General features: G+C 37.3%; 12 protein-coding genes. 3 read left to right on the forward strand and 9 right to left on the reverse strand.

Going from position 1 to position 12,584, the window contains the following annotated elements:
• Positions 1 to 53: 53 nt before the first annotated feature.
• Both fliD and CLOS_RS13180 read right to left on the reverse strand, forming a co-directional pair.
• A complete protein-coding gene (gene fliD / locus CLOS_RS15350; protein ID WP_012160329.1) occupies positions 54 to 2,042 on the reverse strand; it encodes a flagellar filament capping protein FliD in 1,989 nt (662 codons plus the stop codon).
• 37 nt (positions 2,043 to 2,079) lie between these two features.
• A complete protein-coding gene (locus CLOS_RS13180) occupies positions 2,080 to 2,439 on the reverse strand; it encodes a flagellar protein FlaG (protein WP_012160330.1) in 360 nt (119 codons plus the stop codon).
• A 159-nt stretch (positions 2,440 to 2,598) separates the two neighbouring features.
• On the opposite strand from CLOS_RS13180, the gene CLOS_RS13185 reads away from it, so the two are divergent.
• Positions 2,599 to 3,453, forward strand: coding sequence for an aminotransferase class IV (locus CLOS_RS13185; protein ID WP_012160331.1), 855 nt, complete (start codon positions 2,599 to 2,601; stop codon positions 3,451 to 3,453).
• A 50-nt stretch (positions 3,454 to 3,503) separates the two neighbouring features.
• Here the strand turns inward: CLOS_RS13185 and CLOS_RS13190 are convergent, their stop codons facing one another.
• From CLOS_RS13190 to fliW, 3 genes are all read right to left on the reverse strand, one after another.
• Positions 3,504 to 4,787: an NAD(P)/FAD-dependent oxidoreductase gene (locus CLOS_RS13190; RefSeq protein ID WP_012160332.1), complete on the reverse strand. Its 1,284-nt coding sequence runs from the start codon at positions 4,785 to 4,787 to the stop codon at positions 3,504 to 3,506.
• Between the two features lie 128 nt (positions 4,788 to 4,915).
• Positions 4,916 to 5,140, reverse strand: a complete 225-nt coding sequence (gene csrA, locus CLOS_RS13195; protein WP_012160333.1) for a carbon storage regulator CsrA — start codon at positions 5,138 to 5,140, stop codon at positions 4,916 to 4,918.
• Positions 5,140 to 5,619 (reverse strand): flagellar assembly protein FliW, encoded by a 480-nt coding sequence (gene fliW / locus CLOS_RS13200; protein WP_012160334.1) that lies wholly within the window; start codon positions 5,617 to 5,619, stop codon positions 5,140 to 5,142. The genes csrA and fliW overlap by 1 nt, the downstream gene beginning before the upstream one ends.
• A 228-nt stretch (positions 5,620 to 5,847) precedes the next feature.
• Between fliW and CLOS_RS13205 the strand changes: the two genes are divergently transcribed.
• Positions 5,848 to 7,275 (forward strand): sigma-54 interaction domain-containing protein, encoded by a 1,428-nt coding sequence (locus tag CLOS_RS13205; protein ID WP_012160335.1) that lies wholly within the window; start codon positions 5,848 to 5,850, stop codon positions 7,273 to 7,275.
• Positions 7,276 to 7,563: 288 nt separating this feature from the next.
• On the forward strand, positions 7,564 to 8,967 hold the full coding sequence (gene nhaC / locus CLOS_RS13210) for a Na+/H+ antiporter NhaC (protein ID WP_012160336.1): 1,404 nt from the start codon (positions 7,564 to 7,566) through the stop codon (positions 8,965 to 8,967).
• Between the two features lie 123 nt (positions 8,968 to 9,090).
• Here nhaC and CLOS_RS13215 read toward each other — a convergent pair whose 3' ends face one another.
• The 4 genes from CLOS_RS13215 to CLOS_RS13230 are packed head-to-tail and all read right to left on the reverse strand — an operon-like array spanning position 9,091 to position 12,570.
• Entirely contained in the window at positions 9,091 to 9,813 is a 723-nt protein-coding gene (locus CLOS_RS13215) for an ABC transporter ATP-binding protein (protein ID WP_012160337.1), read from the reverse strand.
• Positions 9,806 to 10,609: an ABC transporter ATP-binding protein gene (locus tag CLOS_RS13220; protein ID WP_012160338.1), complete on the reverse strand. Its 804-nt coding sequence runs from the start codon at positions 10,607 to 10,609 to the stop codon at positions 9,806 to 9,808. Before CLOS_RS13220 ends, CLOS_RS13215 begins: the two co-directional genes overlap by 8 nt.
• Positions 10,609 to 11,664, reverse strand: a complete 1,056-nt coding sequence (locus CLOS_RS13225; RefSeq protein WP_012160339.1) for a branched-chain amino acid ABC transporter permease — start codon at positions 11,662 to 11,664, stop codon at positions 10,609 to 10,611. The genes CLOS_RS13220 and CLOS_RS13225 overlap by 1 nt, the downstream gene beginning before the upstream one ends.
• A gap of 3 nt (positions 11,665 to 11,667) precedes the next feature.
• Positions 11,668 to 12,570: a branched-chain amino acid ABC transporter permease gene (locus CLOS_RS13230; protein ID WP_041719383.1), complete on the reverse strand. Its 903-nt coding sequence runs from the start codon at positions 12,568 to 12,570 to the stop codon at positions 11,668 to 11,670.
• Between the last annotated feature and the right edge of the window lie 14 nt (positions 12,571 to 12,584).

A 12,584-nucleotide genomic window follows, 5' to 3' on the forward strand; every position in this document is an offset into this window, starting at 1 on the left:
AACAACTATTCAACTACAGTTATCATTATATCACAAAGTAAGCCATGGATATACTACATTCCCATTTGTGCAGATAACCAAGAGCTTTGGCTATTCATCTTTTGCATTGCCTTCTCCATAGCAGTAAATTGATTCCAATAACGTGTTTCCTTAGAAACAAGTAGGCTCTCTTCTCTCGTAATACGAGAACCCACACTTGTAAGATCCTTATCTAAAAGACTGATAGAGCCACTGGTTACAAAGTCAATCAGCATATTAGACTGAACACTTCTATACAGACTAGCATTATCTCCAGTTCCAGATCTTCGAACAATATCTTGCATACCAGTGATCATATCGTCAAATAGTCTTTCTACAAGACCTGAATTAGCACGTTTTTCAGCTACTAATTTACCATCTATCTTTCCATCAGGGCCCTTTACATTCGTACTTTCAGGTTTTTTAAATAGTAGATTGACAACACCATCTGGATTATCAATAATCGCTTGTCTTAATTTTGCTTCATCGATCTCCAATTTTCCACCACTTTGGTAGTTGCCTGTGGTAATACCGATCTGTGTAATATGACTAAAACCAGATAATTTAAAATCATTTTTATCTTCTCCAGTTTTCCATCCACCATGAACATTCTCATATAATCCACTTCTCATATTTTGAAGCATTCTCGTAATCGTTGCATCATTATTCAGAAGGCCACTCTTTGCCTTTGCTTCCCAAAGCTCTATTTCTTTATCCTTCATAGCTTCTCTTTCTTCTTGTATTAAAGGGGTGTATCCCTTATGGGTCTTTTCCTTTAATAAACCATTTAAAACATCGATTAATGCATTGTATTCTTCTACAAAACCCTTTACCTTGTCCATTACGCCATCTACATTGGATTCTACGTTAATTGTGACTTTGTTGCCTGGTTGAATATTTTGCAGCTGAATATTGATTCCGTATAGGGTGAAGTTATTGCTGCTTTGTTTGATTATACCTACTTCGCCTATTCTATCCGCTTCAGTTAATTCTCCTGCATTAAACCAGAATTTTGCATCACTTCCAGCTTCATTTTTTGCAGCAGGTCCTGTAAATAAAGTAGAATCTAAAGTCCCAGTAAAAGCATCAAAGTTAATACTTTGGTCGCTACCTTGCGCTTTGCTGGTAATCATCAGCTTTCCTACTTTACTGTCGTAGGATGCTCTTAGACCTACATCGGAATCGTTGATTTGTTTAACAACATCACTAATAGTAGTACCCTTTGTCGTACCATTTTTTAATCCTAATTTACTTACTAATGCCGCTTTATCCTCAGCTGATAAATCTTCCTTTTCAGCAGTAACATTAATTGTAATTGCTTTTTCTGGATTAGTAGAAGTAAACTTTAGTTTTCCATCCTCAGCTTCTACAATTATTTCCTGGCCACCTAAAGCATTTTCTATGTGTTCTAATAAAGCTTGTTGCGGATCTCCCTTTTGTGTGAAGTCTTCATCTATCTTAATTTTAGTTCCATTTATATCTAGGACTAAAGCATTGCCTTCTGCAAAGTTCAAATCACCTTGCAATTCACCGCCAATTACTTTAGCATTCTCTATTTTTACTTCTATTTTTTTAGCAGGATCAGTAGTGCCATTCTTTATTGTAAAAGAACCTGCTGACTTAAATGTTCCATCAGAGTTTAGATCCAGTTTTCCACTAGTAAACCTTGCAACCTCTGCAAGAGTTAAAACTTCTAGGGTATGCTGCCCCTCCATGGCATTCGCTGTAGCAGTCGCCTTAACTAGACTTTCATTGCTAGAACTTGCCTTTTTTACCCAATCAAAACTATCTGTTCCTCTATTGATAATACTACCTGTGCTACTTGTACTAGTTAATCCAAAACCACTTCTCGCCTTTAAAATAAAATCTGCCAACACCTTATTTGTCGTATTCAGTGCTTCTTGCTTCCACTTTATGCTTTCCTGCTGTCTATAATATTTGTTGACCCTTACCTTTTCGGCATTCATTAATTCCTTTACCATTTTCTCCGTATCCATACCGGATGCAATACCGCCCAGTCTCATATAACCACCTCGTTTTTTTCTTTTTCCTATTTTCTATTTATACCCTTTGATCTACTAAGATACCAGCTAGCTCCATCATATTAGAAACCATATCCAATATTTTTTCCGACGGAATTTCTCGAATGACCTCATCAGTTTTAGAGTCAATCACCTTAATCATAACGGCATTAATTTTATCGTGCACAGAGATTTCAAAGCGTCGATCCATGGATTCAAAGCTTTTATTGGCTCTGTCCACGGCATGGATCAGCTGCTCCTTTGGTATAACCTTCTCTCCCGGTAAAATTTCGCCTACACCTTGTTCTCCTGTTCTAACAATCTTTTCTTGGCTTCCCTGCCCTTGTGTTTTTTGGCCTACTGGGTACAATGTACCGAGTTGTGCTCCTTCTAATCTCATTTCGGCTCCCTCCTAAAAATAAAATAAAAAAAGATATATACATATAATATCGGTAATTCTATAGAAAAGTTTAGAAACAATATATATTTTTTATATTAAATGATACAATAAGACTAGTAGGAATCGGTATTAAAATAACGAAGGGTATGGGGTGATCCAATGGCAGATTCAATAAAAGTACCTACAGAAATAGCACAACAGTATTTTTTGCTCAATGGCAATATTCTTCCAGCAAGTGATTTTAAACAGGAAGAGACAACAATATTTCCGTCCGTTTACGAAGTCATTCGAGTGATAGACGGAGTCCCGTTGTTCTTTGAAGAGCATTTAGAAAGATTGGTTAAATCCTTAGAAATACTAAACTACACTTTACCTTGGGATGAAAGCTTTATAAAAGATCAACTATATCGGCTCATCGACTTAAATCAATGTTATAACTACAATATTAAAATTGTCATCAACGGGCTGGATACTGAAAACAAAAATTTATTTGTTTATTTTATTACCAGTAAGTATCCGCCTCAAGAGCAATATGAAAATGGCGTACATACCATCCTCTATGAGGCTGAAAGGGAAAATCCAAATGCAAAGGTCATTGCAAAATCTTTTCGAGATGCCGTAACAAAAAAAATGGCAGAATCAAATGCTTATGAAGCCATTTTAGTGAATCAAAAAGGAGAAATAACAGAAGGCAGTAAATCTAATATATTTCTAGTGAAGGACAATGTGTTCTACACATCACCTGCAAAGGATGTTCTCCTAGGGATTACACGGCACCGAGTAATTCAGCTATGCCTTCAATTGGGCTATGCAGTGAAGGAAGAAGCAGTACCAGCATCCTTCATCCAGGAAGCAGATGGCTTATTTATAACGGGTACCTCCCCTAAGGTTTTACCCATTGCATCGGTTGACGACAGGGTTTATCACTCTAGCAGCAATTCTGCAATCTTGGATCTTCGAAGAGCATACGATGCTCTAATCCAGGAATACATAAAAAAATCATCTGTGGAGTAATCCACGGATGATTTTTTGCTTTCTTTATGTGTAGTTAAACCTTATAAGCTTTAAATAATTTCACTAAACCCTTTGCCTTCAGCTAGTTCCCTACTTAAGTCCACATTATTATTCACCAGCTTCTTCACCTTCGGTACCTTAGCCATATCATTCATAACGATAGCACCACTTACCTTTCCATCGGTTAAAAATAGCTTGTAATGTGCATCCTTACTTTCATCCTTATCTTCTATCACACTGTGGAAGTCCTTCACATTACCAATTGAGAATACAGAAAGTTTATCCAGCATCAGCATCGTATTCAACTCTGGTATTGTGTACGTAGCATTTCCACCTGTCATATTTTCTCCAGCCACATTTCCTTCATCTGCAGAGATTCCCCACAGTCCTACAACCATGCCATTGAGCTCTGCTACGTCTCCAGCTGCATATATATTTTCAATATTCGTTCTCATAGAAGCATCTACTTTAATCCCTTTATCAAATTCTATATTGGTGTCCTTTACTAGGTCTAAAATAGGGCGTACACCAGCAGAAATCAGTACAGCATCGGTGTTGAAGGTTCTTCCATCCTGTAGCTTTATAGCTTCTACTCTTTCACCGCCTGCAATTTCTTCTGTACCAGTTCCTAAGTATAAATTGATTCCATTGGCCTCTAAAGTTGTACCAAACCTTTTAGATAAGCCTTCATCCAACTGTCTCGGTAATAGCTGTGGGAAAAATTCAACTACATTAACCTCTTTATTTAACTTTTTAATAGCCCATGCTGCTTCTAGGCCTAAAAGACCGCCACCAAGCACAGTTATGCTCTTGACATTTTCAAAATATTTTCTAAGGTTATTTAAGTCTTCTATGGTTCTTAAAGCAAATACACCTTCTTTGTCATTTCCTTTAATCAGTGGAACGAAAGGTCTACTTCCATTGGCAAGCAATAGCTTGTGATAGGATATTTTACTGCCATCGCTTAACTCCAACTCGTTCAAGTCTGTATTGATTTTACTTACAGACTTTCCTAAAATCAAATCAATATTCCGCTCTTTGTACCAATTTTCATCATGTACAAAGAAGTCCTTCTCTGTAAAATCCTTAGAAATGAAATGAGAAAGCTTTACCCTATAGTAAGTTAGATACTCCTCTGCAGAAATCATTAAAATTTTTCCATTTCCATCTTTTTTTCGTATGGTTTCTGCAGCAGATAACCCTGCAATCCCATTCCCTACAATAATATAATCCACTTGACCCACAATATCCTTCCTCTCTTCTTCTAGTTTTAAGGCTAAATACCAAAGCAATCGATTGAATTGTTTCCTTGGATTTAAAATATATTCTAACAATTAAACATATTATACCCTCACCAAAAATATTAAATCAAAAGTTAAGGCATTATTTTGAGCATTTGAAACTGTAAGCTCTATCTAAAGTTGGGTGCAACATAAAGTTTGTGACCCAGAGCGAACAAATTTTATTTCTTAAATAAAATCTTTAAATTTTCTAGGTTTAAATTCTGCTTACTTGCTGTGATATTTTCTTCCTCTATTTCCACATAAATCTCCCGACGATATATTTCAAGTCCTCTTGGTGCATCAATTCCAATCTTCACCTTACCGTCTTCTATCCCAAGTACTTTGATTTCGATATCCTTGCCAATCATGATGCTTTCATTCGCTTTACGAGATAGAACCAGCATTATAATACCTCCTCTGTAGCTTCTTCACTATGATGGCCTATACCAGAAGCGTTTTTTATTTCCTCTAAAATCAAATGTTTACTCGTATATTTACTATCCTGCAATAGGACCTGCTTTCCTTTCCGATTTACATGATTCATTATAAGAGGAGCTGCTAAGTTTGCACTCATTTTACTCACATCCTCTGGTATGGTAACAATAGCGTATACCACAACGTCCTCATGGGATTTTATGTTTAGTTTATCCAGAGTGACCCCGTCAATATCGAATTCATAATCCTTTTTAAATGTAAAGGGATTAATTATGGTAAACGCTAAATTGGACTCCTCTAAGGATTGAAGCCAATGAAAAGGCATATCTTCCTCTGTATTTTCTATGATCATATATTGATGTAGGTCTTCAAATCCAGGTATACCATCTACAAAAGTATACACCCGATCTTCCTTAATTTCTATTTCGCCAAAATGCTTTGTTTTCATAAGTTACTCCACTCCTCATATTCTTCTTTTTAATTCCCTGTCCTTATTTCATATTATATACTATTATATATTTCACAGAAAGAGCCCCTTCAAACTTTAGAATCCAAAAATTCAAAAGATTTTATCATTCTTACAACTTCATTTGCCACTTTACAAAATAATGATATAATATAAAAAACACACAGCTTAATTCAATAAGCTGTTTTAATTAAGTTTCGAGGTGAGTCGATGGATAAAGAAACACTGATTGATATCATTAATACTAATTTTCAAGAAGGGATTCATATCGTTGATGATAAAGGCAAAACCTTGCTATATAACAATACCATGGCAGATTTTGAAGAAATGGAAATTGAAGCGGTATTAAATAAACAGCTCTTAGATGTGCTTCCCTCTTTACAAGGAAAAAGCACATTGATGCAGGTTTTAGAGACTGGACAACCCATTACGATGAATTATCAAACCTATTTCAACAAAAATGGCAAACAAATTTCAACCTTAAACTCCACATGGCCCATTATAAAGAACAATGCCATCATCGGTGCGGTGGAAATAGCAAAGGATATCTCTAATCTAGAAAAAGGCGTTCATAGCTTTCTCTACTTTAATGAATCCACGAAGCAAGGTAAAAAGAATAAAAATACTACTGCTAAATTTACCCTGGATGATATTTTAGGCAACTCTCCTGAAATATCCAATGCAAAACAGATTGCCCGTATGGCAAGCAAAACAGATTCTTCAGTTTTAATCATCGGACAGTCTGGAACTGGTAAGGAGCTCTTTGCTCAGAGCATTCACAATGCCAGTAAAAGAAAGTATCAACCTTTTGTGGCAGAAAATTGTGCTGCGCTCCCAGAAACTCTCCTCGAAGGTCTTCTATTTGGAACAGCCAGGGGCGGCTTTACGGGAGCAATTGATAGAGCCGGTCTTTTAGAGCAAGCAAATGGTGGGACCCTACTATTGGATGAAATAAATTCTATGCCACTAGGGCTACAGGCGAAGCTTTTGCGGGTACTACAGGAATCCAAGTTTAGACCCATTGGCAGCACTAGAGAAATAGAGGTTAATGTTCGTATCATTGCAATCACAAATGAAGATCCCTTTAAGCTCATTGAGGACGGTACACTGAGAGAGGATTTATTTTATCGGCTGAGCGTGGTAAACCTTCATATCCCTCCGTTGCACAGTAGAGTTGGCGACATTGAAGTATTAGAAAAACATTTCATTAAATTACTAGAAAAAAAACTTCATAAGACAGTGGCTGGGGTCTCTCCAGAGGTTTCAGAGTTTTTCCATAATTATCAATGGCCTGGAAATGTGAGAGAGCTACAGCATGTTTTAGAAGGAGCACTAAACATCATAGAAGATCATGGCACCATTACCTTAGAGCATTTGCCCTACTATATGAAAAGACATTTTTATAATCAGCCTAAAGCTGAGAAAAGTTCTATTCCTAGCCCCATTACACTGCATACCATTGAAGGTAAAGCATTCAATCTCAATGAATATATGGATCGTGTAGAGGAACAATTTATATCGGAAGCGCTCAGAGTCAATGGCCTCAATATAACAAAGGCTGCGGAGGCCTTAGGCATTACGAGACAAGGTCTGCAATATAAATTAAAGAAAAAAGTGATGCAGGATTTAATAGAATAAGGATGAAAGCAAGAAATTTTGCTGCAAAATAGCAATATTTCTTGCTTTATTTATTTAATTTATCTTTAAACAATTTATTTTATAATTATTCGAAAATTTTTATATAATAATAATTTTTAGTTAATATTGTGTACATATCATAGTCTCCATATTATGTATATACCAGTTTTGTGCATTTTTATGAGAGTTGGTACTGATTTTGCTATAATAAATATATGTGAGTTGGATTTATTATAATCATATCTCTCGACTAAAAAAACACTATAAAACATAAGGAGGATTTATTAAATGACTCATAGGAAACCTTATCTTTACGAAGCAATACTGTCGTTTCTATTTCTTATTTTAGTTATGGCCGTTGGTATTGCAAAATTTGGTGCTGACCCCCATATCCCAATGCTATTCGGAACAGCTTTTGCTGCTTTAATGGCTTTAAAAATTGGGTACAAGTGGGAAGATGTTGAAAAGAGTATGTTTTATGGAATCAACCAAGCTTTACAAGCAATTATTATTTTAGCTATTATCGGTGTGCTTATAGGGGTTTGGCTATTAGCCGGCGTAGTTCCTACAATGATTTATTACGGGCTGAGCGTTTTAACGCCTTCTATATTTTTAGTAGCTACAGTTATTATCTGTTCTATTACTTCCCTAGCCACAGGTACATCTTGGGGAACCATTGGTACCATCGGTTTGGCTCTAATGGGAATCTCACAAGGTTTAGGTATTCCTGCACCAATTGCAGCAGGTGCTATTATATCAGGTGCTTACTTTGGAGATAAAATGTCTCCACTTTCAGATACTACAAACCTAGCACCAGCAATGGCAGGTACTGACGTATTTACGCACATTAAATTTATGTTTCCTGCTACAGTTATATCCTATGGCATCACTTTAGTTCTTTTCTTAGTGATTGGATTTAACTTTAGAGGTACGCAAGTAGACCTTTCCGTAATTGAACAAATTCAAACTGGATTACAAGCAAACTTTACCATATCCCCTTTATTATTAATTCCACCTTTAGCAGTAATCGCTTTAATTGCTATGAAAATGCCAGCGATTCCTGGTATATTTGTCGGTATCATTTTAGGTGTCATATTTGCACCAGTATTCCAAGGTGCTAATCTTGGCGATATCTTATCTGCTAGCTACGGTGGTTTCGTAAGTGAGACAGGCGTTGCTGCTATAGATGAGCTGCTTACAACAGGTGGTCTTGAAAATATGTTGTTCTCCATCTCCCTAACAATTATTGCCATGATGTTCGGTGGTATCATGGAGAAAACAGGTCAATTGGATGTCATTGTTGAAACATTATTAAGACGTGTAAAGAGTATCCCAGGTCTGATCTCTCTTACAATTGCAACTTGTATCGGAAGTAATGCAACAATGCCAGAGCAATATATTTCTATCGTTGTTCCAGGTAGGATGTATGCCAATGCCTATAAAGAAAAAAATCTACATCCTAAAGTTCTTTCCAATACTTTAGAATCTGCGGGAACATTGACTTCCGCTTTAATACCATGGAATACATGTGGTGTATTTATATACGGTGTATTAGGTGTTGCAACTACAGCTTATTTCAAATGGGCATTCTTTAATTATTTAATGCCAATCGTTGTTATATTACTAAGCTTTACAGGAAAGATCGTTGTTGCAAAGTTAGATGAGTCTAAGCCTTATGCAAAAGCAAATTAATTTGATACAATAAAGAAATAGGACGTGTAATGCGTCCTATTTCTTTATTTTGAGCACTTGAAACCCTAAGATCTATCTAGAGATCAGTGCGACATAAAGTTTGTGAGCGTAAGCGAGCAAACTTTATTTTTGTACTGAAACACTCTCACCTAGATAAGCCTTCTTTACCTCTTCATTTCTTAAAAGCTCGCTTCCAGTTCCCTCTAACGTAATATCCCCTGTTTCCATAACGTAGGCCTTATGGGCAATCTTTAAGGATACATTGGCATTCTGCTCTATTAAAAGAATGGTTACACCCTGTCTGTTAATTTCTTCAATAATATTAAATATTTCCTTTACGATTAAAGGGGCAAGACCTAGAGAAGGCTCATCCATCATCAGAAGCTTTGGCCTGGACATTAAGGCCCTTCCTACTGCCAACATCTGTTGCTCTCCACCGGACAATGTTCCAGCAAGCTGCCAGGTTCGCTCCTTCAGTCTGGGAAATAGGGTATAGACCCATTCCAGATCATCTTTAATATTCTCATCGTCATTTCTATAAAATGCACCTATTTTAAGATTTTCTAATACCGTTAAGTTTGGAAAAACTCTCCTTCCTTCCGGTACTAGCGTAATGCCTCTTCGGACCAAATCCTTTGTTTGTACCTTGGCTAAATCTTCCCCATGATAAGTGATGATTCCCACTTCTGGTTTTACTAGACCGACGATGGAGCGCAAGGTGGTACTTTTTCCTGCACCGTTTGCTCCAATAAGGGCTACAATTTTATTTTCTTCCACTTCCATATGGATTCCTTTTAAGGCTTTAATTCCACCGTATGAAACCTTCAAGTTCTCTATTTTAAGCATCCTCACACACCCCCAAATATGCCTCGATTACCCTTTCGTTGTTTTGAATCTCATAAGGAGTCCCCTCTGCAATGGTGGTCCCATGATCCAATACGTAAATTCGATCGGATATGCCCATGACCACCTGCATATGATGCTCAATTAAAAATATACTTAGATTAAACTCGGTCTTAATCTCTCGAATAAACGCTGTTAAATCGTCGGTTTCCTTTGGATTCATCCCGGCAGCAGGTTCATCCAGCAATAGGAGCTTTGGATTTGTAGCCAATGCCCTTGCGATTTCTAGTTTGCGCTGCAAGCCGTAAGGAAGACTGCTGGATTTTTCATTCATAAGATCGATGAGTCCTACTTTTTCTAGCAACATATGACATCGATCTAAAATTTCACGTTCTTCCTTCTTATATTTTGGTGTCCAGAGTTTCTGAAGAGCTTCGGGATAGATTCTACCGCCAACTGCCTGAAAGCAATTGGATTTTAAATGCAAGTGATTCGCTATGAAAACATTATCCAAAACACTTAATTCTTTAAAGAGACGTATGTTCTGAAAGGTCCTTGCCATTCCTTTTTTCGTAATAAGATGGGGCTTTAAGCCTGTAATATCTTCATTCTCAAAAAATATTTTACCTTCCGATGGGGTATATACACCCGTAATCATGTTGAATGCTGTGGTCTTTCCAGCACCGTTGGGCCCAATGAGGGCAACAATTTCTTCCTCATTGATCTGCAGGTTAAATTCATTCACAGCAGTTAGTCCACCGAACCTCATGACAATGTGATCTGTTTTTAAAAGTGTCATTATCCCTGCACCCCCTTTTTCTCAAAAGGTTTTCTCTTGAAGAGGCTCAAAAACCCATCCCAGCTAAATTCCTTATTCCCCATTAACCCATTTCTAAAGAAAATAACGACGATCATCAGTAGGGTAGAAAATACTACCATTCGAATGCCTGCTACGCCTTCCATCTTTATAAAGCCAAGATTGATGGATTCATCTAAAAATCTCAAATATTCTAAACCAGCCGTTACAATAAAGGAGGAAATCACAGTTCCTGTGATACTGCCCATGCCTCCCAAAACAATAATCAGAAGAACGTTGAAGGTTAATGTGAATCGGAACATATTTGGATTGATGGTGCCAAGAAGATTCCCTAATAGCCCACCGCCAACCCCTGCAAAGAAAGCGCCGATAACAAAGGAGAGCACTTTATGCTTAAATAAGTTAATCCCCATGCTTTCTGCCGCAATCTCATCATCTCGAATGGCTTTAAAGACTTTTCCGTAGCTGCTATTGATCAAAGCCACCATAATCAAAATTGTAAATACCATCATGCCAAAGCTCCACCACAGATTGGTCGTATTGGGAATAGACTTCAATCCTGTGGGTCCATTGGTTATATTTTGCGTCTGTGTAAAAACAATACGGATAATTTCCGAGCACCCTAAGGTGGCAATGGCTAAATAATCGCCCTTCAGCCTTAAAGTCGGTGCACCGATTAAAAATGCCACCATTGCTGAAAGTAGTCCACCGATGATCAGTGCCACAAAAAAAGGAAGCTGAATTTTAGCCAAAGGCTCTACAATGGGCACTAAGAAGAATGTTGCCTCCTTACTTTGCGGTGTCATGGTCAGAAGAGCGGTAGTATAGGCACCTACTGCCATAAAACCTGCATGTCCAAGGGAAAATAAACCTGTAAATCCATTGATCAAATTCATACTGAGTCCCAATACAGCATAAATTGCACATAGATTTAGAACTCTAATTTTATAAGAATCATAATTCTTATTTGCATAAATCAAATAAATCAATAAAAGCAATACTGCTAATCCAGTTAATATGGTATTTTTCTTTTTCATCGTCTACACCTTCTCCGCAATTTTTTCACCCATGATTCCTGTTGGCTTAAACAGTAGAATGATAATCAGTAGTATGAAAGCAAAGGCATCTCGATAGCCAGTTAGGCTCGGTAGAAAAGCAATGAGCATAATCTCTCCAATCCCTAAGATGAACCCCCCGATTACTGCACCGGGAATGTTTCCGATTCCACCTAGAACTGCAGCAATAAAGCATTTAATACCCGGCATAGTCCCAACAAAAGGGTCTATTTTAGGAAATTTTGCGCCCCACATGATGCCACCAATAGCTGCCAGAGCAGAGCCAATACCAAAGGTTATGGTAATAATTTTATTGACGTCAATTCCCATAAGCCGCGCGGTTTCATAGTCCTTGGATACGGCACGCATTGCCATTCCAGTTTTCGTTTGGTTCACTAAAAACATCAAAAGAAATAATAGCAGTATGGTTACTACTGGAATCACTAAGGTCAGCCTTTGTAGAGATACGGACCCCAGCTTTATCACCCCGGACAATACCTCCACCGTTGGAACAGTTTTCGGTCTACCACCAAATAAAACAATGGCAAGATTTTGAATAAAAAAAGAAGCCCCTATGGCGGAAACCATGATGGTGATTCTTGGTGCATCTCTCAAAGATTTATATGCAGCTCTCTCCACCAGCATTCCTAGTACAGCAGTTATCAGAATGGTTACGATAAATGCGATATACCAAGGCATCGCAAACATAGCAACACCATAAAAAGCAAAATAAAGCGACATCATAAAAATTTCCCCATGTGCAAAGTTAATCAATCTCAATATCCCATAAACCATTGTATAACCAATTGCAATAAGTGCATATAAACTTCCTAAGGATATTCCATTGGTTAAATGTTGCATAAATAAGTCAAAACCCATATTTGGCATATGTTCACCACCCC

Source organism: Alkaliphilus oremlandii OhILAs (assembly GCF_000018325.1).
GTDB lineage: Bacteria > Bacillota > Clostridia > Peptostreptococcales > Natronincolaceae > Alkaliphilus_B > Alkaliphilus_B oremlandii.

Bases quoted from the DNA above. Each gene is read 5' to 3' on its own strand.
- fliW (WP_012160334.1), bottom strand. From the start codon at position 5,619: ATGAAAACAAAGCATTTTGGCGAAATAGAAATTAAGGAAGATCGGGTG.
- CLOS_RS13180 (WP_012160330.1), bottom strand. From the start codon at position 2,439: ATGAGATTAGAAGGAGCACAACTCGGTACATTGTACCCAGTAGGCCAA.
- fliD (WP_012160329.1), bottom strand. From the start codon at position 2,042: ATGAGACTGGGCGGTATTGCATCCGGTATGGATACGGAGAAAATGGTA.
- CLOS_RS13205 (WP_012160335.1), top strand. From the start codon at position 5,848: ATGGATAAAGAAACACTGATTGATATCATTAATACTAATTTTCAAGAA.
- csrA (WP_012160333.1), bottom strand. From the start codon at position 5,140: ATGCTGGTTCTATCTCGTAAAGCGAATGAAAGCATCATGATTGGCAAG.
- CLOS_RS13215 (WP_012160337.1), bottom strand. From the start codon at position 9,813: ATGCTTAAAATAGAGAACTTGAAGGTTTCATACGGTGGAATTAAAGCC.
- CLOS_RS13225 (WP_012160339.1), bottom strand. From the start codon at position 11,664: ATGAAAAAGAAAAATACCATATTAACTGGATTAGCAGTATTGCTTTTA.
- CLOS_RS13230 (WP_041719383.1), bottom strand. From the start codon at position 12,570: ATGCCAAATATGGGTTTTGACTTATTTATGCAACATTTAACCAATGGA.
- CLOS_RS13185 (WP_012160331.1), top strand. From the start codon at position 2,599: ATGGCAGATTCAATAAAAGTACCTACAGAAATAGCACAACAGTATTTT.
- nhaC (WP_012160336.1), top strand. From the start codon at position 7,564: ATGACTCATAGGAAACCTTATCTTTACGAAGCAATACTGTCGTTTCTA.
- CLOS_RS13220 (WP_012160338.1), bottom strand. From the start codon at position 10,609: ATGACACTTTTAAAAACAGATCACATTGTCATGAGGTTCGGTGGACTA.